The sequence below is a fragment of the Mangrovihabitans endophyticus genome (assembly GCF_014646155.1).
GTDB classification, from domain to species: domain Bacteria; phylum Actinomycetota; class Actinomycetes; order Mycobacteriales; family Micromonosporaceae; genus Actinoplanes; species Actinoplanes endophyticus.
Genome location: NZ_BMMX01000001.1, coordinates 926,548 through 949,937, shown reverse-complemented (window position 1 = coordinate 949,937; position 23,390 = coordinate 926,548). Strand labels below are relative to the sequence as shown.

The following is a 23,390-nucleotide window of genomic DNA, read 5'->3' as shown; positions in this document are numbered from 1 at the left end:
TCGGACACCGGCGTCAGGCCCGTGCGGCCGCGTCCGCGGCGGGAACCGGCAGCCGGAACAGCCGGACCGCGTTGCCGGACAGGACCATGTCCCGGTCCGCCGCGCTGATGTCCAATGTGGATTTGACGAACTCCACGCCCTGGCTCATCCAGCCGTAGACGACCGGAAACGACGATCCGAACAGGAAGTGGTCCGCGCCGTTGACCTTCAGGGCACACTCCACCTGGTCCTTGCCCCACGAGTGCGGGTGCGTGAGATCGAAGAAGATGTTGCGCTCCAGGTAGCCCTTGATCTTCTCGCCGCCGGTCGGGTCGAGGCGCACCATGGCCTCCTTCTTGTTCGACGCGTGCGGCGTCAGCAGCGCGGTGTTCGCGAACCAGTTGCCACCCAGCATGGTGTGAATGAACCGCAGGTTCGGGAACCTGTCGAACATGCCGCTGAACAGCTCCCGGCCGACCGCGGTGGCCTGGTCGACGATGCGGCCGAACTCGCGCCGGAAGTTCGTGTACTCCACCAGCGACCGCCATTCCACCGGCAGCGGCGTGTGGTGGACGATCACCGGCACGCCGAGGCCGTCGAGCACCTTCCAGTACGGCTCGAACACCTCGTCGTCCAGGTAGAGCTGGCCGTAGTGGCACGCCACCTGCACGCCGACCGCGCCGAGTTCCTTCACACACCGCTCCACCTCGTAGATGTTCTCCTTGCCGCCCCAGGGCGGCACGCATGCGGTCGCGAATAGCCGGCCGTGGGAGCGCTGGACGATGTCGAAGGCGTTGTCATTGACCTGCCTGCAGGTCTCCAGGTCCAGCCATTCCTGCCAGACGGGCACCCGCATGATGCCGTAGTCCACGCCCGCATCGTCCATCGCGGCCAGCTTCGACTCGGCCGAATAGTCGCCCTCGACGTAGTTGAGGTTCTGGTACCCCTTCGGCTTCTCCAGAATGAGCTGCCGCTTGCCGTTGTCCATGGTGACCACGCGGGCGATCTCGCCGAAGCCGCGCGGCGCCGAGTTGAGAAAGCCGTTGAGGATCCTCGGGTTGGAGAACAGGTCCTCCGGCAGGTGATGGATGTTGATGTCGACGACGGTCACGGGCATACCCTCTCTTCTCGGTTGGCGCGCAGCGGGCGGCGTTGCGAGGATGCGAAGACGGCGGCGACGATGACCTCCGGCCGGCACGGCCCGGCCAGTTCCCGGTGGACCCGGCCGTCGCGGAAGACGAGGACCCGGTCGCACAGCATGGACAGCTCGTTCTCGTCGCTGCCGGCCACCAGCACCCCGCACCCGGAGGCGGCGGCGTCCTTGACGGCGTCGACGATGACGGCCCGGGCACCCACGTCGACGGCCTGGGTCGGCTCGTGCAGTACCAGCAGCCGCAGGCCGCGCGACAACCACTTGGCCAGGACCACCTTCTGCTGGTTGCCGCCGGACAGCCGTCCGACCACGGCGTGCGGATCCGGCGGGTGCAGCCGCAGCCGGTCCAGCCAGGGGATCAGCTCGGCGAGTTCGGCGCGGCGGCGGATCGGCGACAGACGCGGGCCTGCCGTTCCGGTGCGCGGCAGCGCCGCGTTCTCCGCCACGGTCTGCCCCGACGCCAGCCCGGCCCGTTCCCGGTCACCGGGCACCAGCGCGACTCCGGCGCCGAGTGCGGCGGCCGGGGTGAACCGGTCCAGGTCGATGTGGTCGCCGTTCACCAGGAGCTTGCCCGAGGCGGCGCGCTCGACGCCGGCGAGCACGTACGGCACCTGGTCGTACCCGGAGTCGGCCAGGCCGGTCAGCCCGACGATCTCGCCCGGCGCGACCCGTACGGCGGCGCCGTCGAGCCGGGTGGCGATCACATCGGCCAGCTCGACGGCCGGTTCGGCGTGCGGTCGCGCGTGACCGCCACCGGAGCTGATCGCCTGCAGGGCGCGGCCGAGCATCAGCCGGGCGAGTTCCCCCTCGCTGCCACGCCGCGCCGCGCGGCCCGCCTCGACCAGCTTCCCGTCACGCAGCACCGTGACCCGGTCGGCGACCTCGGCCACCTCCTCCAGCCGGTGCGAGATCAGCAGCGCGGAGGTGCCGGCACGCACCACATCGTCGAGCACCTCGTAGAAGTGCTCCAGCGATCGGCGCGACAGGGCCCGGGTGGACTCGTCGAAGACGATCAGGCCGCCGCCGTGCGGGGTGTCCTGCAAGGCTCGCGCGATGGCGACGGTGGCCCGGTCCTCCTCGCTCAGCCGGTGCACCGCCACGTCGAGCGGCACGTGCCGGCCGAGCCGGTCGAACATCCGCCCGGCGGCGGCACGCTCGCGATCCCATCGGATGCGGCGCGAGAACCGCCGGGCGCGCAGCCGGCCGATCCGCATGTTCTCCAGCACGCTCATCTGCGGCACCAGCCCCAGGGACTGGTGCACGACCGCCACGCCGGCGGCGCGTACGTCGGCGAGCCGAGCCGGAAGCCGCAGCGGCACGCCGTCGATCTCCACGCACGCTCCCGGTTCCGCGGTGCACAGCCCGGTCAGCACCTTCACCAGCGTCGACTTGCCTGAGCCGTTCTGGCCGATCAGCGCGTGGATCTCCGCGGGGCCGACCGCGAATCCGACGTCGTGCAGCACCCGGTTGCGCCGGTACGCGACCGACACGCCGGACAGGCTCAGCCGCGGTGCCGACGCGCCGGGGTTCACCCGACGCCCCAGAGGGTCAGGAACGCGGTGGTGTAGTCGCTCGGCCCGAACCACTCGCCGGAGGCCTCCGCGCCCGCGGTGAGCTCGACCGTGCCGATGTTGTCGCGAGTGAAGAGGCGGATCGGGATGGTGTACTCGGCAAGCGCGTCGCCGCCGGTGCCGGTGAGCATGCGCAGCACCGCGTCGGCGTCGGCCCAGCCCTGATATGCCGAGGCCTGGCCGACCGAGGCGTACAGGAAGTTCTTCTTCGACAGCATCTGCAGGCCGGCCAACTGGGCCGCGCCGGAGACGCCCTTGACCGCGGCGATCCTGCCGGCCTGTTGCACGCCGCCCAGGGTGGGCTGGAGGTACTGATCGAACTCGGAGACCACGTATCCGGCATTCGGGTTCTTCAACAGGGCCGAGCTGGTCGACGACGGGATCAGTGAGAAGTTCGCCGACGAGATCTCGTTGATCGTCACGGTGCAGCCGGGACACTCCCTGGCGAATTCCGCCTTGGCCGCGGCGACGTAGGCGACCGGGGAGGGGCCGTCGGTGCTCTGGTTGATGATCACGTCGGCCTTGCCGCCGGAATCGTTGATGATCCAGTCCGCGGCGGCGACCATCATCTCCGCGCCGGCCGCATAGATGTATCCGAGCTTGCCGGCTGCCGGGTGCGCGTCGTCGGGAGACTGGTTGGTGTTCAGCACCGGGATGCCGGCCGCGATCGCCGCGTCGAAGGCGTTGGCGGCCAGCACGTACGGCACCGCGTCGGTGATGATGGCGCCGGCGCGGGCCTTGGTCGCCTGGGTGAGGCAGGCCGCGATGCCGGTCGGGGTGGCGTTGCCGTTGCAGGTCTGCAGTTTCACGCCGACCTTGCCGAAGGCGTCCGCCAGCGCAGCCTCGGTCACCGCGAACTGCGGCGCCTGCTGGGTGATCGGGACGTAGTAGACCGTCGTGCCCGCGACGCCGTCGAGGCCGGGAAGCTGTCCGGTCGGCACGGGATAGCTGTCACCGGACTGTTCGAGCTGGGCGACCTTCGCCGCCAGCGGACCGGATGAGGTTGTCCCGGAGGTTGCGGTGTCCTCGCCGGAGCCGTCGGAGCAGGCGGCGAGGAGCAGGGCGGACGCGGCGAGGACCGAGAGGCGGCGCGCCCGCGGATCGGTGCGGAACAGGGACATGGAACGCCCTTCCTGTCGCGGTCGGGTGATCGGGGAGCGGGAGAGGTGTCAGGCCGCCCTGCGATGCAGCAGGGTGGCCAGCGTGACGGCGATGATCAGCACGCCGCCGTAGAAGACGGAGGAGACCCAGCCGGCCGCGCCGAGCAGTTGCAGCCCGAGGATGCCGGTGGCGAGGAAGTAGACGGCGAGCAGCGTGCCGAGGGGGTTGAAGGCGCCCGGTTCGAGGATCGCCGTGCCGAGGAAGGTGGCCGCGAAGATCGGGAGCAGGTAGGACTGCGAGACCGTCGCGTCGAATCCCCCGGTCGCCGCCGAGGCGATCACCCCGCCGGCGCCAGCGATCAGCCCGGCGACGGTGAACGCCCCGAGGCGCAGCCGGTTCACCCGGATGCCGGCGAGCCGGCTGACCTCGCGGTTGGCCCCGACGAAACGCATGTTGCGTCCCAGCGGCGTGAACCTCATGACGTACGCGAAGGCCAGCATGAGAACCAGGCCCTCGTAGAACCCGGCCGGGAGGCCGGCGATGGGGTGGAGCGCGATCTGGGCGAAGCCGGACGGCATGCCGGACACCGGGGTCAGGTCGGTGATCCACAGTCCCAGGCCGAGCAGGAATGTGCCCATGCCCAGAGTCACCACGATGGTGTTCACTCCGAGGTGGACGGCGAGCCAGCCGTTCACCAGCCCGACGAGGGTGGACACCGCGATCGCGGCGACCGCGGCGATCCACACGTTCCAGTGGTGATGGACGTTGAGCACCGCCACGAGCACCGCGGCGAAGCCGAAGTTCGAGGCCACCGACATGTCGACGAACTCGCCGACGATGATCGTGCAGAGCAGCGCGGCGGTCAGGAACACCAGGGCCTGCTGCGAGCCGAAGATGGTCTGGAAGGTCCCCCGCGTGAGGAACGTCTCCGGCCGCAGCGCCGCGTAGAGGACCGCCAGCACCAGCCAGACGACCAGTGCCGCGAACCGGGACCCGAGCCGGCCGACCGAGAGAGCCGCGCCCGGCCGGCGGCCCCGGGCCGCCGCGGAGGCGGCCGTCTCCGGTTCCGCGGGACCCGGATCGGCGGAAAGCGTCTGGTTGCTGTGCGTCGTCATCTCGCCCCCTAGAGGGTCGGTGCATGTGACCTCGGCCACTGGCTGCCGCAGATCGTATATGACTTCATGCGTAACGCTCAACGCAATCTTGCAACATTCTCGTATACGAAATTGAGGCTGCTCGTAACGTAGCAGTTGATACCGTGCACGAGTTCGCATACGATCCGCGTCAGACTTGCTCTTGGCCCGGCCGGATGCGCCGGGCCGCGACCACCGAGGAGCGCCGATGCCCGACATCGCCATCGTCGGAGCCGGACCGGGCGGTCTGATGACCGCGTTGCGGCTTCACCAGCAGGGCCTGCGGCCCGTCGTCTACGAGGCGGTCGGTGAGCTCAAACCGCTCGGCGTCGGCATCGACGTCAAGGTCTACGCCACCAAGGAACTCGACGAGCTCGGCCTGCTCGACGAGTTCCGGGAGATCTCCATCGACGCCCAGGAGTCGTTGTTCTTCACCAACCACGGCCAGGAGATCTACGCCGAGCTCTGCGGCGTGCACATGGGCTACCTCTACGAGCAGCGGTTCGTCCATCGTGGACACTTTCAGATGTTCCTCTACCGCAAGGTGTGCGAGCGCCTGGGCGCGGCGACCGTGGTGACCGGCCGTCGCATGCTCGGCTACGCCCACGACGACACCGGTGTCACGGTGACGCTGCGACATCCCGACGGCACGACCGGCCAGGTGCGGCACGAGGTGCTGATCGCCGCGGACGGCATCAAGTCCGTCGCCCGCCGGCAGATGCACCCGGACAGCGCCGACCCGACCTACTCCGGCATCACGATGTGGCGCGGCACGACCCTGATGAAGCCGTTCAAGACCGGCGGCACCATCCTGCACATCGGCGACCCGCGGAAATCCAGCATGATCGTCTACCCGCTCCGGGACGACTTCGAGGGCACCGGCCTGACGCTTGTCAACTGGGTCGTCGAGGCGACCCGCGAGGAGTCCGTCGAGGACTGGAACCAGCGCGGCACGGTCGACGAGGTCCTGCACTACTACGACGAGTGCCGGATCCCCTTCCTGGACGTGCAGGAGATGCTGCGCGCCGCCCGCGAGGTCTACCTGTTCCCGCTCATCCGCCACGAGCCGCTGGACTCCTGGTGCGACGGCCGGGTCGCGCTGCTGGGCGACGCGGCGCACGCCATGTATCCGCGCGGCGGCAACGGAGCCTGCCAGGCGCTCGTGGACGGCACGGTGATCGCGCGGAAGCTGGCGACCATCGACGACCCGGTCGCCGCGCTGCAGGCATACGAGGACGAGCGGCGCGAGGCGGTGAACCGGATCGTGATGGCGCACCGCGGCGAGGGATACGAGGTGATCCGCCGGATGGTCGCCGAGCGCACCGACGGCGAGCGCTTCGACGACATCGAGAAGGTGCTGCCGCTCGCCGAGGCCGACGAGATCTTCAGCCGTTATCACAAGCTGGTCGGTCAGCCACGACCCGGCTGGGCGCACGGCCAGGCGACCGGGTTCCGCTCCGCGGCGCCGCAGGCGCGTTGACAGGCCGGCCATGACCAGCGCCGACTACCGGGACTATCTGATTCCCGCCGACTCCCCCCGGCTCGCCGAAGCCCGCGGGCTCGACCCTTGGACGTACGCGAAACCGATCCGGGCCACCGAGCGCGCCCGGGGCCTGATCGCGCTCTGGCAGGACCTCTACCGGCAACCGTTCCGCGGCATCACCACCGACGGCACGGTGCTGGAGGGCCGGTACGCGCTCGCCGACGAGGGCTTCGACGTGCGCGCCGCCACCGCCGCGGCGCGGGGGCTGCTCGACACGATGACCGAGGGCGAGACGGCGCGGGCGCGATACCCGATCGACGCCGGGCAGTGGCGCGACTGGTACAACCCGGAATGGCCGATGAACGACCACGGCATCCGGCTCGACCAGGTCGATGCGCGGGTGCGGGACGCGGTCGCCGCGCTCATGCGCGCCTGCCTCAGCGACGACGGGTACGTCAAGACCGAACGGGTGCGCTCGGCGAATCTCTTCCTCGGCGAGCTGTACGACCTGCGCACCATCATGAACGACTGGAGCTATCACTTCCTGCTGTTCGGCGAGCCCGGCGAGACCGAACCGTGGGGCTGGAACCTGTACGGGCACCACCTGGCCGTCAACTGCTTCGTGCGCGGAGGGCAGATCGTCCTCTCCCCCACGTTCCTGGGCGCCGAGCCGACCACCATCGACCGCGGCGACGGCGAGGAGTTCGAACTGTTCCGGCGCGAAGCGCTGACCGGCATCGAACTCATGCTCTCGTTGCCGCGGGACCAGCGGGAGCGGGCGCAGACGTACCGGAGGATGCGGGATCCGGCGATGCCCGCCGACCGCTGGCATTTCGCCGACGAACGCCAGCTCGCCGGCGCCTACCGCGACAACCGCATCATCCCGTACGAGGGGGTCAACGCCCGCACGCTGACCGGCGCCCAGCAGGAACGACTGCGCGAGGTGGTGGCCAGCTTCCTCGACCTGCTGCCCCGGCGTTCCTTCCAGGCCCGCATCCGCCAGGTCGAGGCCGCCATGGACGACACCTGGTTCGGCTGGATCGGGCCCACCGACGGCGTCTCACCGTTCTATTACCGGGTGCAGAGCCCGGTCATTCTGGTCGAGTTCGACAACCACACCGGCGTCTGGCTGACCAACTCCGAGCCGGCCCGCTTCCACGTGCACACCATCGTGCGCACCCCCAACGGCAACGACTACGGCAAGGACCTGCTGCGCCAGCATTACGCCGCGGCCGGCCATCCACACTAGATCGGGGATGACCCGCATGAATCTCGGCTCCGCCACCGTCCGCTGGCCCGATCCGCGGACCGCAGCGCAGGTGCACGCCGTGGAACGACGCCGCCAGCGGGCACTGATCGACGTCGATCTGAATGTCCTCGACGAGCTCTTCGACGACACGTTGGTGCACATCCACGCCCCCGGCCTGATCCACGGCAAGCGACAACTGCTGGAACACACCGCGACGCGCCGTGCCTACCTCGACATCACCCGTGGCGACCTGGTCATCCGACTGATCGGCGAGGTGGCCGTGGTCACCGGGCCGATCACCAACCGGCTACGCACCGCGGACGGCGGCGAGCGGACCCTCGCCGGGGTGGCCACTCAAGTGCTGCGGCATGCCGAGCCCGGCGGCTGGCGGTTCGTCAGCTTCCAGATGACCCCGTACGGCGAGCAGGCGTGGCCCGCCCTGCCGTCGGAGGGAGGGCAGCCGTGAAACTCGCCCGTTTCCACACCCGCGAGGACGGCCGCAGCCGACTGGGCCGCGTCGACGACGGCCGGGTGACCGACCTGTCCGGCGTGCCCGGCGTCGGCACCTCGATGCGTGCGCTGCTGCCCCGGCTCCCCAGGATGCGCGCGGTGATCGAAGCGTCCGGCGGGCCGCGCCACGACCTGCCGGACGTGATCCTCGACGCCCCGATCGACGACCCGCAGAAATACCTGGCGATCGGCATGAACTACAAGGCGCACGCCGAGGAGGCCCGGGCCGCCGGCATTGCGGTGCCGGTCAACCAGTTGTGGTTCAACAAACAGGTGTCGTGCATCGTCGGCCCGCACGCCGACATCGTCAAACCGGTGGTGTCCGACCAGCTCGACTACGAGATCGAGCTGGGCGTGGTCATCGGCGCCCGCTGCCGCGACGTCGCCCCGCCGGACGCCCGGTCGGTCATCGCCGGATACCTGGTCACCAACGACGTGTCGGTGCGTGACTGGCTGGTCCAGCGATCGCCGACGTTCACCCTCGGCAAGTCGTTCGACACGCACGGACCGATGGGCCCCTGGCTGACCACCGCGGACGAGGTCAGCGATCCGCACGGCCTGCGGATGCGGCTCACGGTGAACGGCGAGGAACGGCAGAACTGGACCACCGACGACATGATCCACCGCATCGAGGACCAGATCGCGGAGCTCACCACGGTCATGACGCTGATGCCGGGCGATGTCATCGCCACCGGCACCCCGGCGGGCATCGGCGCACCCACCAGGAACTGGCTCCGGCCCGGTGACGTGGTGCGCGCCGAGATCGACGGCCTGGGCGCGATCGAGAATCGGGTGGTGGCCGCGGCATGAGCAGTCGGCGCAGTGTCCATGTCGCAGGGTTCAGCCATGTCAACCCGGTGCCGGCGGCCAGCCGCATCGGGCCGTTCGTCTTCTCCGGCGCGATCACCGGCCGGGACCCGCACACCGGCGAGATGCCCGCCGACGTGGAAACCCAGTGCGCGAACATGTTCCGGCACGTCCGGGACATCGTCGAGGCGGCCGGCGGCGGCACGGCAGACATCGCGAAGATGACGGTCTGGCTGCGCGACCGCGGCGACCGGGCGGCGCTCAACCGGGAGTGGGAGGCGATGTTCCCGGACCCGGACGACCGCCCGGCTCGGCACGCCCTCGCGGCTGACTTCGACGGCCGCACGCTCGTGCAGTGCGACTTCGTCGCGGTGCTCGGTGACGCCGGATGATCGGCTTCGTGGCCGCGCCCGGCGGCGCGCGATGATCGGCTTCGTGGCCGCGCCAGGCGGCAACCGATGATCGATGAGGGCGAGCTGCTCACACGGGTGCCGTCCCGGCTGCTCATCGACGGCGCCTGGACCGACGCCGCGACCGGCGGCACCGTGCCCGTCACCGACCCGGCGACCGGGCGGGAGCTGGCCCGCATCGCGGACGCCTCGCCCGGCGACGGCCTTGCCGCCCTGGACGCGGCGGTGGCCGCACAGGACTCGTGGGCGGCCGAGGCGCCCCGGCGGCGCGCCGAGATCCTGCATCAGGCGTGGCGGCTGCTGATGGCGCGGGACGACGAGTTCGCCCTGCTCATGACGCTGGAGATGGGCAAGCCGCTGGCCGAGTCCGGTGCCGAGGTCCGCTATGGTGGCGAGTTCCTCCGCTGGTTCGCCGAGGAGGCGACGCGGGTGGCCGGCCGGCACCAGCGCAACCCGGCCGGCACCGGCACGATCGTGGTCTCCCGGCGACCGGTCGGCCCCTGTTACCTCATCACCCCGTGGAACTTCCCGCTCGCCATGGCGACCCGCAAGGTGGCGCCCGCGCTCGCCGCCGGATGCGCGGTGGTGATCAAGCCCGCCGAACTCACACCCCTCACCACGTTGCACTTCGCCGCCCTGCTCCAGGAGGCGGGACTGCCGGCGGGGGTGCTCAACGTCATCACCACCTCGGCCGCCGCGGCGGTGAGCGCGCCGATCCTCGCCGACCCGCGACTGCGCAAGCTCTCGTTCACCGGGTCGACACCGGTCGGGCGGCGGCTGCTGCGCCAGGCCGCGGACACGGTGCTGACATGCTCCATGGAACTCGGTGGCAACGCGCCGTTCCTGGTGTTCGCCGACGCGGATCTGGACCGGGCGGTCGAGGGGGCGGTCGCGGCGAAGTTCCGCAACGGCGGCCAGGCGTGCACCGCCGCGAACCGCTTCCTGGTACACGAATCCGTGGCCGAGACGTTCACCGAACGTCTCGCCACGCGGGTGCGGGCGATGCGCGTCGGCCGCGGCACCGACGACGGCGTGACGATCGGGCCGCTCATCGACGCGACGGCGGTGCGCAAAGTGGACGGTCTGGTCGCCGACGCCGTGCGCCGGGGCGCCACCACCAGGTGCGGCGGCGCGCCGCTCGCCGGGCCGGGCACGTTCTACGCCCCCACCGTGCTGACTGGAGTGCCCGACGGCGCCGCGATCCTGACCGAAGAGATCTTCGGGCCGGTGCTGGCCGTCACCACGTTCGCCGACGAGGACGAAGCCGTCGCGCGCGCGAATGCGACCGAGTACGGCCTGGCGGCGTACGTCTACACCACCGACCTCGCCCGCGGACAACGCATGATCGACCGCATCGAGTCCGGAATGATGGGCTTGAACGCCGGGGTGATCTCGGACCCGGCGGCGCCGTTCGGCGGCATCAAGCAGTCCGGCCTGGGCCGCGAGGGCGGCGCCGAGGGCATCGGCGAATACCTGGAGACCAAGTACACGCTGATCGTGTGAAGCGCGGTGGCGGCGCGGCACCGGATCCTGTCGACCACGACAACGCTGAACAAGCCGGGTCGCGCGCACGGCGTTCAGCCGAACAGGCGCCGGTACACCGGGCGGCCGTAGATGCGGCGTTCCACCACCTGCTGGCCGCGACCAGGTGCGTCCACCATCCGGCCCCGGCCCACCGCGATCCCGACGTGCCCGCGGTAGACCACCAGGTCGGCCGCGCGGGGCCGGCTCACCCGCCGTCCGCGGCGTGCCTGGGCGGATGACGAGTGCGGCAGCCGCACCCCGACGCGGCGGAACGCCGCCAGGGTCAGGCCGGAGCAGTCGTAGCGTGCCGGGCCCATCTGCCCGTACGCGTACCACTTGCCGCGCTGCGCCCGCGCGTACGCGACGACCCGGGCGCGGGCCCGCGCGTGCCGGGCCGCTATCGCGGCGCGCGAGTACCGGGTGACCTGGTAGTGGCTTCGGGCCGCCAGCAGTTCGCTCGTCGGCATCGGTGCGAGCTGCTGGGGCTGGGCGAGCTGCCGGGGCTGGGCGTGCGCGGGCGCCGGGGCGAGGAGGATGAGCAGCGCCGTCGCGGCCGCGGTCAGGCTTGCAGTCAGTGTGGTCTCCGGGATCCGGCCCGGAGCACTCACGCGATCACCCACGCCAGCCGCCGGGCTGGTGCCACCGAACGTGGCGGGTTCCGGGCGCTGTCGAGTTGGGATTCGAGCGCGGCAGCCGGTCCGGCGGCGCCGCGTGAGCTTCACAGACACGCTAACGGATCACGGCGGCACGCCGTTTGCATTCGCGAAATTCGCCGGACACATCGGCAGGTCAGCGACCATGATCCGGGCCGATCGACGGCCCCGCACCGCGCCCAGACAGCGTTGACCTTCGATGGATTGAGTGCGATTCTGTGGGTCGCCAGGAAACGAGGTGGTGCCACCATGTCGCCCTCGTCGGACCGGCCCGGGTCGGTCAGTCGCCGCGGATTTCTTGAGGGCGGCGCGGCCGCTCTGCTGAGTGGGCTGGCCCTGCCCGCGGCGTCGGTGGCCGCACCGGCGGCGAGCACGGCCGCCGCCGCGGCGGCCGGGGCCTCCCCCGCGGCGGACCTGCCGTCCGGGCTGCCGGAGTGGAACGGCACGATGCGGCTGTTCGCGGTCAACGCGGAAGAGCCGCACGCCACGCTGATGCCCTACGCCGGGCTGGCCGGCGCGCTGGCCGGCGACCGCACGCGTTCGCCGTACCGCCTGGACCTGGACGGCCCGTGGCGGTTCCGGCACGTGAGCCGTCCGGACCAGCGCGACCCCGACTTCTATCGCGACGATGTGGACGACCGCTCGTGGGACACCATCCCGGTGCCGTCGAACTGGCAACTGCACGGGTACGACTTCCCCATCTACACCAACATCACGTACCCGTGGTGGGGCGCCAACGGCGAGAACGAGAACGCGCAACCGCCGTTCGCGCCGACCCGGTTCAACCCGGTGGGCCACTACCGCCGCACCTTCCGGCTGCCCGCGGGCTGGTCCGGTCGCCGGACCTTCCTGCATTTCGAGGGCGTCAAGTCGGCGTTCTACGTGTGGGTCAACGCCCGTCTCGTCGGCTATCGCGAGGACTCCTACGACGCCAGCGAATTCGACGTCACCGGCTACCTGAAGCCGGGGATCAACCGGGTCGCCGTGGAGGTGTACCGCTTCTGCGACGGCGACTGGCTGGAGGACCAGGACATGATCCGGTTGTCCGGCATCTTCCGGTCGGTCTACCTGTTCTCCACGCCGACCGTGCACCTGCGGGACTTCCGGCTCGACACCCCGCTGCGTGACGACTACACCCATGCCGACCTGGCAGTCACCGCCGCCGTACGCGCGTACGGCGAGCCGGCCCACGGCACGTACACGGTGGAGACTCAGCTCTACGACGACGCCCACCACCCGGTGTGGCGCGAACCGTTGCGCCAACGGATCGACGTCGGCTCGGCGCCCGCGGGCCAGGACGTCACCACCGAGGCCGCCAAGGCGGTGCGTGCGCCGCGGCTGTGGTCGGCGGAACAACCGAACCTCTACACCGCCGTCCTGGTGCTGCGCGACCCGTCCGGCCACGCGATCGAGACCCTGTCCGCGCGGGTGGGCTTCCGCGAGTTCGCGATCGTCGACGGCCTCATGCGGATCAACGGTCAGCCGGTGAAACTGCACGGCACGAACCGGCACGAGATCCATCCGGCGCGCGGCGCCGCGCTCACCCGCGACGACATGGTCGCCGACATCCGGCTCATGAAGCGGATGAACATCAACGCGCACCGCACCTCGCACTACCCCAACAACCCGTCCTGGTACGAACTCGCCGACGCCTACGGCCTGTATGTGCTGGACGAGACCAACCTGGAGACGCACGGCATCCGGGACCGCTACCCGGACTCGAATCCGGAGTGGACCGATGCCGTGGTCGACCGCGCCCGGCGGATGGTGCACCGGGACAAGAACCACCCGTGCGTGGTCATCTGGTCGCTGGGCAACGAGGCCGGGGGCGGCAGCAACTTCGTCGCCATGCACGACTGGATCCGCGGGTACGACACCACGCGGGTGATCCACTACGAGGGCGACAACCGGCCCGAGGTGAGCGACATCCGCTCCCGCATGTACGAACGTCCGTCAACCGTGGAGCAACGCGCGCACGACACGACGGACACCCGGCCCTACATCATGATCGAATACGCGCACTCGATGGGGAACTCCACCGGGAACCTCAAGGAGTATTGGGACATCGTCCGCGCGTACCCGATCCTGCAGGGCGGGTTCATCTGGGACTTCGTCGACCAGGCGCTACGCTGGCCCACCCCGCCGCGCAAACTGCTGACCGAGACCGGCCCGGAGGCGCTCACCGCCGAGCTCACTCCGGCGGCGGAATTCGACCGCGGCACCGGGTTGACCGGCGGTGCGGTGTTCGAGGCGGACGACGCTCTGGACCTCACCGGTTCGCTGACCTTGGAGGCGTGGGTCACGCCGAGTTCGGTCGGCGGGCATCAGCCCATCGTCGCCCGTGGCGACCACCAGTACTCGCTGAAGCAGACCGACGCGAATCTCGAATTCTTCATCTACTCGGGTGGCTGGATCTCGGTCACCGCGGCCCTGCCGGACGACTGGACCGCCCGGGAGCACCACGTTGCGGGCGTCTTCGACGACGCGGCGAACACGCTCACGCTCTATCTCGACGGCCAGGCGACGAGCCGGACCACGGACCGCGCGCCGGACAGCACGACCGCGCAGATCGCGCTCGGCACCGACGCGGAGAACCCGGACCGCGTCTTCAGCGGAACAATCCGCGCGGGCCGGGTGTACGCCCGCGCGCTCAGCGCGGCCGATCTCGGCTCCGACGGCCGCGACGCCGACGACCCCGCGGTCCGGCTGTGGTTCGACACCGCGACGGCCCGGTACGCGCAGCAGCAGCCGGACGAGCGCAGCTTCCTCGCCTACGGCGGCGACTGGGGCGACAACCCCAATGACGGCAACTTCTGCGCCAACGGCATCCTCACCGCCGACCGCCGGCTCGGCGGTAAGGCCGTCGAGGTCAAGCACGTCTACCAGTACGTCACCGCGGCGGGCGGCCCGGACCCCGGTTCCGTCACGATCACCAACGAGCATCTGTTCACCAACGTCAACACGTACGACGGCCGGTGGGAGCTGGTCTCGGACGGCGCGGTCGTGCAGCGCGGACGGTTGACCCGGCGGCAGATGGACGTCCCGCCACGATCCAGCCGGACGATCGCCGTGCCACTGCGCCGGCCCAGCCGGACGGCTCCCGGCCAGGAGTTCTTCCTGCGGCTGTCGTTCACCACCCGGACGCGCACGCCGTGGGCCGCTCCGGGATTCGAGGTCGCCCGCGAGCAACTGCCGGTGGATCTGGGCAGCCCGAGCGTCACCGCGGCACCGGCTCGCGGCGCGCCACCCGTGACCGTGCACGAGACCGCGGAGGCGATCACCGTCACCGGCCGCGACTTCACCGTGGTCGTCTCGCCGACGACGGGGCTGCTCACCTCGTACGTCGTCCGGGGCACCCGGCTGGTGACCTCCGGGCCGGCGCCGAATTTCTGGCGCGCGCCCACCGACAACGATCGCGGCAACGGGCAGCCGAGCCGCAACGGCACCTGGCGCTACGCCGGCGCCGACCGCACGGTCACCGGCATCACCGTCGACGCGGGCTCGGCGACGGCGGCGGTGATCAGGGTCGACGGCACCCTCCCGACGACGGTGCCCTCCTCCTACTCCACCACGTACACGATCTTCGGCAACGCCGAGATCAAGGTGGACACCACGATGCATCCGGGCTCGCCCACGCTGCCGTACATTCCGGAGGTGGGCACCCTGCTGTTTCTGCCGAGGGAGCTGGACGCGATCGAGTTCTACGGCCGTGGACCCGAGGAGAACTACTGGGATCGCCACACCGGTTCCGACGTCGGACGGTACACCTCGACGGTGGCTCGACAATGGACGGAATACATCCGGCCGCAGGAGAACGGCAACCGGACCGACGTCCGCTGGATCGCCCTGACCGACCGGCACGGCACCGGGCTGCTCGCCACCGGGGAACCGCTGATCGAGGTCAACGCCTCCCACTTCACCCCGGAGGACCTCTCGGTCGGCGCGCGGCACAGCTACCAGCTCACCCCGCGCGCGGACGTCGTGCTGCGGCTGAATCACCGGCAGATGGGTGTCGGGGGCGACGATAGCTGGGGCGCGCAGACCCACGACGAGTACAAGCTGTTCGCCGACCGGGACTACCAGTACACCTACCGTCTGCGCCCGCTCACCCGGCGGGACGATCCCGCCGCCCTGGCCCGCCGGCGCACCGCGCTGGGCTGACCGAACCGCCGGACTTGGCGACGCTCCCTTCCCGGACTAGAGTCTGCATATACCCCCAGGGGTATTAGACGCGTATCCCGTCACCGACTCCGCGAAGGGAAGCCCGTTCGTCATGAGCGACTCGACACCCCGCCCCCATCCGACCCGGCTCGACGTCACCGCGCTGCGCGGCTGGCTCGCCGGCGACGACGGCCCCCGTCTGCTGGACGTTCGCGAGCCCGCCGAGTTCGAAGCGATGCACATCCCCGGCGCCTACAACGTGCCGTTGCGAATGATGCGCGAGCACCGCACCGAGCTGCGCACCCACCTCGATCAGGTGGTGCTGGTCTGCCGGTCCGGGATGCGCGCCACGCAGGCGGAGCAGTTGCTGACCGGCATCGGCATGTCCAACGTGCACGTGCTCGACGGCGGCGTGCTGGCCTGGGAGCAGGCCGGCGGACCGGTCAAGCGTGGCCGCAACCGCTGGGACATCGAGCGCCAGGTCCGGCTGGTCGCCGGCGCGCTGGTGCTGCTCGCCGTCCTGGCCGCGCTGGTCGTTCCCGGGGCGCAATGGTTCGCCGCGGCGATCGGCGCCGGCCTGGTCACGGCGGCACTGACCAATAGCTGCCTGATGGGCGCGATGCTGTCCCGGCTGCCGTTCAACCGGGGCGCCACCTGCGACATCGACCGCGTCGTGAGCGAGCTGGCCGGCGCCCGGAGCTGAGTGCCGTGGCCCGCCGTGATCTGCCGCCGATGACCGGGGTGCTCGTGGTCGCCGCGCATCCGGACGACGAGTCGTTCGGTCTGGGTGCGGTCATCGGGGCACTCGGCGAGCGTGGCATCCCGGTCACCGTGCTCTGTTTCACTCACGGCGAGGCGTCCACCCTGCACGGCGTGCGCGGCGACCTCGGCGCGATCCGTTCCCGGGAACTGACCGCCGCCGGCGCCGCGCTCGGCGTGCGCGGCCTCGACCTGCGGGCGTACCCCGACGGCAAGCTCTCCGAGGCGCCCCTGGCCGAGCTCACCGCGCACGTGCGGCGTCTCGTCGACGCGGTGCACCCCAGTCACCTGCTGGCCTTCGATCCCAACGGCGTCACCGGGCATCCGGACCATCGACGCGCCAGCGAGGCCGCCCTGGCCGCGGCGGACGCCGTCGGCCTGCCGCTCCTGGCGTGGGCGATCCCGCAGCGCGTGGCCGCGCGGCTCAACGCCGAGTTCGGAACGGCGTTCGCCGGCCGCTCCGACCGCGACCTGCCCATCGTGCTCGCGGTGTCACGACACCTCCAGCGGCGCGCGATCGCCTGTCATCGCAGCCAGTCGACCGAGAATCCGGTCCTGCGCAGGCGCCTGCGGCTGCTCGGCGGACAGGAGTATCTGATGCTCATCGCACCGCCCGGGCGGTGAGACTGCGTCACCCGGCCGGTGCGATCGCGACGTCCGGGGTTCACCCGGACGACGGAGAACCCTCCTCGGCGTGCTGCTCCGCGATCTGCCGGCGGACCTGATCCATGTCCAGCCCTCGCACCGCGCCGATGAGTTCCTCCAACGCCGCCGGGGGCAATGCGCCCGGCTGCGAGAAGACCAGGATCCCCTCGCGGAACGCCATCAGCGTCGGAATGGAGGAGATGCGCGCGGCAGCCGCGAGGCCCTGCTCGGCCTCGGTGTCGACCTTGGCGAACACGACATCGGCGTGACGGTCGCTGGCCTGCTCGAAGACCGGGGCGAACCGGAGACACGGGCCGCACCAGGAAGCCCACCAGTCGACCAGCACGATGCCGTCCTGGGTGACGCCCGCAAAGGCGTCCAGTGTCAGATTCACCGTGGCCATGACGATCTTTCCCCTCTCGTCGCCTCCAAGCCCACTATACCCCCGGGGGTATATGATCCGAGCGCCGTCCAGTGTGAACACCACCACCGGCCGCCATTGACGGCGAGGGGTGCCCACGCGCTATGGTCGGATCACATACCCCCAGGGGTATCAATTCATCAGGCCCGGACAGAGGAGTTTCCGCCGTGTTCCGCATCCTGCCCATCGACACACCCACGCTGGGCGACCGCAGCTATCTCGCCCACGACGGCAGGTACGCCTTCGTCGTGGATCCGCAGCGTGACATCGACCGCGTGCTCGACCTCGCCGCCGCGGAGAACGTGACCATCACGCATGTCTTCGAGACGCACATCCACAACGACTACGTCACCGGCGGGTACGCGCTCGCCCGCGCCACCGGGTCGGCGTACCACGTCAACGCCGACGACCCGGTGAGCTTCGACCGCGTCCCGGTGGGCGACGGTGACGTCATCCCCGTCGCCGACGCCATGCAGGTCCGGGCGATCGCCACTCCCGGCCACACGTTCACCCATCTGTCGTACGTCCTGGAGGTCGAGGACGCGCCGGTGGCCGTGTTCTCCGGGGGTTCGCTGCTGTACGGATCGGTGGGCCGGCCCGACCTGCTCGGTCCCGCACACACCGATGACCTGGTGCACCGGCAATACCACTCGGCGCACCGGCTCGCCGGTCGCCTGCCGGACAGCGTCGAGCTCTATCCGACGCACGGTTTCGGAAGCTTCTGCTCGGCGACGCAGTCGGAGGCCACGGCCGCCACGATCGGCTCGGAGAAACGAGCCAACCCGGTGCTGACCCGCGCCGAGCAACAGTTCGTCACGGAGTTGCTCGCGGGTCTGGACGCCTGGCCCGCGTACTACGCGCACATGGCCCCGGCCAACAGCGCCGGCCCGGAGAGCCCCGACCTGAGCGAGCCCGAACGGGCCGATGCCGGACAGCTACGCAAGCGACTCGCCGACGGCGAGTGGGTCGTCGACCTGCGCAACCGGGTCGCGTTCGCGGCCGGGCACGTCGCCGGCACGCTCAACTTCGGCCTCGACGGCAGCTTCGCCACCTACCTGGGTTGGCTCATCCCCTGGGGCACCCCGCTCACGCTGCTCGCCGAGACACCGGAGCAGGTGGCGCAGGCACAGCGCGAACTGGTCCGCATCGGCATCGACCGGCCGGCCGCGAACGCCACCGGCGACCCCGTGGACTGGGCCGGAGAAGGCGACCTGGAGACCTTCCCGCGAGCCACCTTCGCCGACCTCGCACAGGTCCGCCATCACCGGCCGGTGGTCGTCCTCGACGTGCGCCGCGACGGCGAAGCGGCGCAGGCGCACCTCGACGAGGCCGTGCGCATCCCGCTGCACGACCTGCTCCGGCGTGTCGACGACGTCCCGGACGGCGAGGTCTGGGTGCACTGCGCCAGCGGATACCGCGCCTCCATCGCGGCTTCGCTGCTCGCCGCCGCGGGCCGGCGTGCGGTGGTGGTCCTCGACGACGACTTCACCACCGCAGCCTCCACCGGTCTGCCGGTACGATCGCCGGCCGGCCCGGAGAGCACAACGACCGGCACCTGACCGGACGGCACGGCTACGCTGCTCGAAACGGGTCCGGAGCCAAAGGACGATGACCATGCAGTGGTGGTGGCAAGCCCTGATCGGCGTTGCCACCGCGCTGCTGCTGGCGTGGCTCGCGCTGCTGATCGCCCTGCTGATGGCCAAGCCGGGCACGGCCCAGCTCCGGGACGCCGTCCGGTTGCTGCCCGACCTGCTGCGGCTTCTGCGCCGCCTCGGCGCCGATCCCCGGTTGCCCCGCGGTGTCCGGATCCGTCTCGCGCTGCTGCTGGCCTACCTCGCCGTGCCGTTCGATCTGATCCCCGACTTCATCCCGGTCCTCGGGTACGCCGACGACGCGATAATCGTGGCGGCCGTGCTGCGCTCCACGATCCGCCGGGCCGGCCTGGACGCCGTGCGCGAACACTGGCCCGGAACCGATGACGGCTTCGCGGCGCTCGTCCGGCTGACCGGACTCCCCCGCTGACACGCGGAGTCACCCACCGCCACGCGGAGTCACCCACCGGCACGCGGACTCACCTGCGCGGGAGCGGCCCCGGCCGACGGGGCACGGGGCCGACTGCCGCAGCCGGCCAGCCAAGGATTCGTGGCTCCCTGGCCCCCGTTCGACCGGCGTCGCATGCGATGATCAATTCCGCGTGCGCGTCGAGTCTGCGGGGGCGGGCGGGCCGGCGTGGTCGACTCTGGACGAATTTGGACGCGGGACGGCGCACAAATCGGAGCAATCCGGGAGGCGAAGCACTAGCCTCAGGGTCTCCCGATGTCGAGCGTCGTCCATGGAGTGAGCAATGCCCTCGCCGCACGAGCCGGTCTCGCCGACCGCCTTCGCCAGGCTGCCCGACCCGGCCCAGGCCGTTTCTCCCGACGAGCTCGTCGAGCGATTGCGGCTGTTGAAGGTGTGGGCCGGCGACCCCTCCTACGAGACGATCAAGGACCGGATCAACGCGACCTGGGCGACGGCCGGCCGGCCGGCGAGTGAGCTGGCACGCCGGTCCACCGTGGCGAACTGCTTCCAGCCGGGCCGGCGGCGCTTCAACACCGACCTGGTTGTCGCGGTGGTCCAGGCACTGCACCCGGACCTGGGATATGTGGCCCAATGGCGCCAGGCGCTGCGCGTGGTCGGCGGAGAGACCGAGGCCACGGCCCAGGTCCGGGTGCACGACACGCTGCCTGCGGACCTGGCCACGTTCACCGGGCGCGGGACCGAGCTGGACCGGCTCCGCCGCGCGCTGCGGGAGGCCGACGCGGTGATGATCTCCGCGATCGAGGGGATGGCCGGGGTCGGCAAGACCCGGCTCGCCGTCCACGCCGGGCATCTGTTGGTCCGGGACAACGCGGTGGATCGGGTGCTGTTCGTCAACCTGCGCGGCTTTCACCCCGATCCGGCCCAGCCGCCGGCCGACCCCTCCGCCGTTCTGGACGGCTTCCTCCGGCTGCTCGGCGTGCCCGGCCACCGGATCCCGCACGGCCGGCAGGCCCTGACTACCGCCTACCGGGACCGGCTCGCCGGCACCCGGACGCTGGTGGTGCTGGACAACGCGGCCACCACGGAACAGGTCCGCCCCCTGCTGCCGGACGTCGCGGGTTGCCTCACCCTGATCACCAGCAGGCGAAGCCTCGCCGGCCTGCCAACGGCGACCCCGCTCACCGTGGACGCCTTCACCCCCGAGGAGGCCCTGACATATCTCGCCGACGCGCTGCCCGGCGACGCCGACCCGGACGCCGCGGCGCGCATCGCCCGGTGCTGCGGCTACCTACCGCTGGCACTGAGCCTGATCGTGGGGCACATCCGCGGAACCACCGGCTGGCGGCTCACCGACCACGCCGACCGGATCGAGGAACGCCTGCGCGAGCGACGCCTGGACACCGGTGTCGAGCTGGCCCTCGATCTGTCCTATCGCAACCTCCCCGGTGAACAGCAGCGGTTGTTGCGCTTGACCGCGCTGCACCCCGCGCAGGAATTCGACGCCTACGCAGCGGCCGCGCTCACCGATGCCGATCTGCCCTCCGCCCGGACATGGCTTGACCAGCTTCGCCGCGACCATCTGCTGCAGACCACGGGCCCCGACCGGTACGCCTTTCACGACCTCGTCCGCGCCTACGCCACCACACGCGCCCACGACGAGGACCCGCCGCCCCAGCGGCGCGCCGCGCTGACCCGGCTGTTCGACCATTATCTCGGCACGGCCGCGGCGGCCATGAACACGCTGCATCCCACGGAAGCCCATCGCCGGCCGCCGGTGTCCCCCGCGGCGACGCCCACCCCGGACCTGACCGCGTCCGATGCCGCCTCTCGCTGGCTGGACACCGAACGGCACACCCTGGTCATCGTCGCTCAGCACACCGCAGCGCACGGATGGCCCGGCCACACCAGCCGGCTGGCGCACACCCTCTACCGCTACCTCCAGGGCGGCTACAACACCGAAGCGCTGGCGATGCATGGCGTCGCCCTGCAAGCCGCCCGCGACACCGACAATCCGACCGCGCAGGCCCATGCCCTGGCCGGGCTCGCCGTCGCCCACCTGCTGATGGGTCAGGTCGAGGCGGGTGTCGCATGCTTTCAGCAGTCCCTGGACCTGTTCCGGCAGGTGGACGATCCGATCGGCCAGGCTTTCGCGTTGCGCAACCTGGGTGGAGCGGCGGACCGGTCGGGTCACCTCAAGCACGCCGTCGACTGCTGGCAGCAGGCCCTGACGCTGTACCGGCAGGCCGGCGACCGGGCCGGCGAAGCCACCACGCTGTCGGTCCTCGGCGACGCCATGGAGCGGACCGGGCGCTTCGCCGAAGCCATCGACCACTGCCGGCAGGCACTGGCGCTGGCCCGGGAGATCGGCAACCCGTACGGCGAAGCCTCCGCTCTGAACAGCCTCGGCATGGCCGAGACGCGATCCGGTCGCCACGAACCGGCCGGCGTCCACCTGAAACAGGCTCTCGCCCTGTTCCGGGAGTTCGGATCCCGGTACGGCGAGGCCATGGTGCTGGACACCCTCGGTCTGCTGCACACGCGCCTCGGCCGGGCCGATGAGGCGGTGGAGTATCACCGGCAGGCGCTGGCCGTCATGCATGAGATCGGCGGACAGGACGGCGAGACGCACGTGCTCAACGGTCTGGGCGCGGCCGTTCTCGCCGCGGGGCGACCGGCCGAGGCGCAGGCCCACCACACCCGTGCCTACCGCATCGCCACCGCCATCGGCATCCGCAGCCAGCAGGCGTCCGCACTGACCGGCCTCGGCGACACCCACCGCGCCCTCGGCGACCGCGCTCAGGCACTCGATCATTACCAGCAGGCGCTGGACATCTACACCAGCCTGGGGGTGCCGGAAGCCGACCAGATCCGCGAGCGCCTCGCCGAGCTCGGCGCCGCCGACGCGTCCCGGGCCGGGCCGCCCCGGCTGGGCTAGCCTCAGAGCCGGGTCGCCGCCCGGACCAGCCCGGCCAGGGCCGGCGACCGGCTGTGCGGCGGCCACGCGATCACCGTCGTCACCCTCGGCGCGTCCGGCACCGGGACGATGGCGACGTCGTCGCGCAGACGGGTGCGGGCCGATTCCGGCACGATCGCCAAGGTCCGGCCCAGCACGATCAGTTGCAGCAACTGGGTGTGGTCGTGCACTTCCGGGCCGGGCCCGGCCGGATAGGTGCCGTCGCGGTGCGGCCAGCGAGGCATCGGCAGGCCGGGCACCGCCGTGACGTCGGCCATGCGCAGGTGCGCCCGGCGGCCGAGCGGATGTCCGGCCGGGAGGATCGCCACCTGCCCCTCGGTGCTCAGTTCCTCGGTGTCGAACCCGGCGGTCGCATCGAACGGCCGGTGCAGCAGCGCCACGTCGGCCCGCCCATCGCGCAGCAGCCGTTCCTGTTCGCCGATCCCGCACAGGTGGATGTCCACCGAGGCGGCCCCCGGCTCGGCCGCGTACGCGTCGAGCAGCTTCGCGAGCAATTCATCGGACGCCCCGGCCTTGGCCACCAGGACCAGGCGGGGTTGTCCAGCCGCGGCGTGCGCGGCGCGGCGCGCACGCCGCGCCGCCGCGTCGACCGCGTCCAGCGCGGCGCGACCCTCGACCAGCAGCACCGACCCGGCCTCGGTCAACGTGACGGTACGGCTGGTGCGCTCCAGCAACGCCACGCCGAGCCGCCGTTCGAGCTGCCGGATCGCCCGCGACAGCGGCGGCCGCGCCATCCCGAGCCGCCGCGCGGCCCGTCCGAAGTGCAGCTCCTCCGCCACGGCGACGAAGTACCGCAGCTCCCGCGTCTCCATGCCACCACGGTACCGACCTTCGG

Annotated in this window: 19 protein-coding genes; 12 read left to right on the top strand and 7 right to left on the bottom strand. The window is 71.0% G+C overall.

What is annotated here, in order from left to right; all coding sequences use genetic code 11:
* Positions 1-13: 13 nt before the first annotated feature.
* The 4 genes from IEY73_RS03750 to IEY73_RS03735 are packed head-to-tail and all read right to left on the bottom strand — an operon-like array spanning position 14 to position 4,919.
* The gene (locus IEY73_RS03750; RefSeq protein WP_189077546.1) at positions 14-1,090 is read right to left on the bottom strand and encodes an amidohydrolase family protein; all 1,077 of its coding nucleotides are present in this window, start codon (positions 1,088-1,090) and stop codon (positions 14-16) included.
* Complete coding sequence (locus IEY73_RS03745) at positions 1,087-2,664, bottom strand: ATP-binding cassette domain-containing protein (RefSeq protein ID WP_189077545.1); 1,578 nt, start codon at positions 2,662-2,664, stop codon at positions 1,087-1,089. Before IEY73_RS03745 ends, IEY73_RS03750 begins: the two co-directional genes overlap by 4 nt.
* Entirely contained in the window at positions 2,661-3,824 is a 1,164-nt protein-coding gene (locus IEY73_RS03740) for a sugar ABC transporter substrate-binding protein (protein ID WP_189077544.1), read from the bottom strand. Before IEY73_RS03740 ends, IEY73_RS03745 begins: the two co-directional genes overlap by 4 nt.
* 48 nt (positions 3,825-3,872) lie before the next feature.
* A complete protein-coding gene (locus IEY73_RS03735) occupies positions 3,873-4,919 on the bottom strand; it encodes an ABC transporter permease (RefSeq protein ID WP_189077543.1) in 1,047 nt (348 codons plus the stop codon).
* Positions 4,920-5,145: 226 nt separating this feature from the next.
* Between IEY73_RS03735 and IEY73_RS03730 the strand changes: the two genes are divergently transcribed.
* The 6 genes from IEY73_RS03730 (at position 5,146) to IEY73_RS03705 (ending at position 10,899) form a co-directional block, all read left to right on the top strand.
* Positions 5,146-6,417, top strand: coding sequence for an FAD-dependent monooxygenase (locus IEY73_RS03730; protein ID WP_189077542.1), 1,272 nt, complete (start codon positions 5,146-5,148; stop codon positions 6,415-6,417).
* Between the two features lie 10 nt (positions 6,418-6,427).
* Positions 6,428-7,669, top strand: a complete 1,242-nt coding sequence (locus tag IEY73_RS03725) for a DUF3500 domain-containing protein (protein ID WP_189077541.1) — start codon at positions 6,428-6,430, stop codon at positions 7,667-7,669.
* 16 nt (positions 7,670-7,685) lie between these two features.
* Positions 7,686-8,135 carry a YybH family protein gene (locus IEY73_RS03720; protein WP_189077540.1) on the top strand — a complete coding sequence of 150 codons (450 nt, stop codon included), beginning with the start codon at positions 7,686-7,688 and terminating at the stop codon, positions 8,133-8,135.
* Positions 8,132-8,989: a fumarylacetoacetate hydrolase family protein gene (locus IEY73_RS03715; RefSeq protein WP_189077539.1), complete on the top strand. Its 858-nt coding sequence runs from the start codon at positions 8,132-8,134 to the stop codon at positions 8,987-8,989. The genes IEY73_RS03720 and IEY73_RS03715 overlap by 4 nt, the downstream gene beginning before the upstream one ends.
* Positions 8,986-9,378, top strand: a complete 393-nt coding sequence (locus IEY73_RS03710) for a RidA family protein (protein ID WP_189077538.1) — start codon at positions 8,986-8,988, stop codon at positions 9,376-9,378. The genes IEY73_RS03715 and IEY73_RS03710 overlap by 4 nt, the downstream gene beginning before the upstream one ends.
* A gap of 66 nt (positions 9,379-9,444) precedes the next feature.
* Positions 9,445-10,899 carry an NAD-dependent succinate-semialdehyde dehydrogenase gene (locus IEY73_RS03705; RefSeq protein ID WP_189077537.1) on the top strand — a complete coding sequence of 485 codons (1,455 nt, stop codon included), beginning with the start codon at positions 9,445-9,447 and terminating at the stop codon, positions 10,897-10,899.
* 74 nt (positions 10,900-10,973) lie between these two features.
* Here IEY73_RS03705 and IEY73_RS03700 read toward each other — a convergent pair whose 3' ends face one another.
* A complete protein-coding gene (locus IEY73_RS03700; protein ID WP_229715446.1) occupies positions 10,974-11,528 on the bottom strand; it encodes a C40 family peptidase in 555 nt (184 codons plus the stop codon).
* 294 nt (positions 11,529-11,822) lie between these two features.
* On the opposite strand from IEY73_RS03700, the gene IEY73_RS03695 reads away from it, so the two are divergent.
* The 3 genes from IEY73_RS03695 (at position 11,823) to IEY73_RS03685 (ending at position 17,117) form a co-directional block, all read left to right on the top strand.
* Positions 11,823-15,734 (top strand): glycoside hydrolase family 2 TIM barrel-domain containing protein, encoded by a 3,912-nt coding sequence (locus IEY73_RS03695; protein WP_189077536.1) that lies wholly within the window; start codon positions 11,823-11,825, stop codon positions 15,732-15,734.
* Between the two features lie 112 nt (positions 15,735-15,846).
* The gene (locus IEY73_RS03690; protein WP_189077535.1) at positions 15,847-16,437 is read left to right on the top strand and encodes a rhodanese-like domain-containing protein; all 591 of its coding nucleotides are present in this window, start codon (positions 15,847-15,849) and stop codon (positions 16,435-16,437) included.
* A gap of 5 nt (positions 16,438-16,442) precedes the next feature.
* Entirely contained in the window at positions 16,443-17,117 is a 675-nt protein-coding gene (locus tag IEY73_RS03685) for a PIG-L deacetylase family protein (RefSeq protein WP_229715444.1), read from the top strand.
* Positions 17,118-17,157: 40 nt separating this feature from the next.
* On the opposite strand, the gene IEY73_RS03680 is transcribed toward IEY73_RS03685, so the two are convergent.
* The gene (locus IEY73_RS03680; RefSeq protein WP_189077534.1) at positions 17,158-17,541 is read right to left on the bottom strand and encodes a thioredoxin family protein; all 384 of its coding nucleotides are present in this window, start codon (positions 17,539-17,541) and stop codon (positions 17,158-17,160) included.
* A 194-nt stretch (positions 17,542-17,735) separates the two neighbouring features.
* On the opposite strand from IEY73_RS03680, the gene IEY73_RS03675 reads away from it, so the two are divergent.
* The 3 genes from IEY73_RS03675 to IEY73_RS03665 all read left to right on the top strand — a co-directional run bounded on the left by IEY73_RS03675 (position 17,736) and on the right by IEY73_RS03665 (position 22,516).
* Positions 17,736-19,118 (top strand): MBL fold metallo-hydrolase, encoded by a 1,383-nt coding sequence (locus IEY73_RS03675; RefSeq protein WP_373292738.1) that lies wholly within the window; start codon positions 17,736-17,738, stop codon positions 19,116-19,118.
* Positions 19,119-19,167: 49 nt separating this feature from the next.
* Positions 19,168-19,581: a YkvA family protein gene (locus tag IEY73_RS03670; protein WP_189077532.1), complete on the top strand. Its 414-nt coding sequence runs from the start codon at positions 19,168-19,170 to the stop codon at positions 19,579-19,581.
* Between the two features lie 322 nt (positions 19,582-19,903).
* Positions 19,904-22,516, top strand: coding sequence for a tetratricopeptide repeat protein (locus IEY73_RS03665; protein WP_189077531.1), 2,613 nt, complete (start codon positions 19,904-19,906; stop codon positions 22,514-22,516).
* A 2-nt stretch (positions 22,517-22,518) separates the two neighbouring features.
* Here IEY73_RS03665 and IEY73_RS03660 read toward each other — a convergent pair whose 3' ends face one another.
* A complete protein-coding gene (locus IEY73_RS03660; protein ID WP_189077530.1) occupies positions 22,519-23,367 on the bottom strand; it encodes a LysR family transcriptional regulator in 849 nt (282 codons plus the stop codon).
* Positions 23,368-23,390 lie beyond the last annotated feature (23 nt).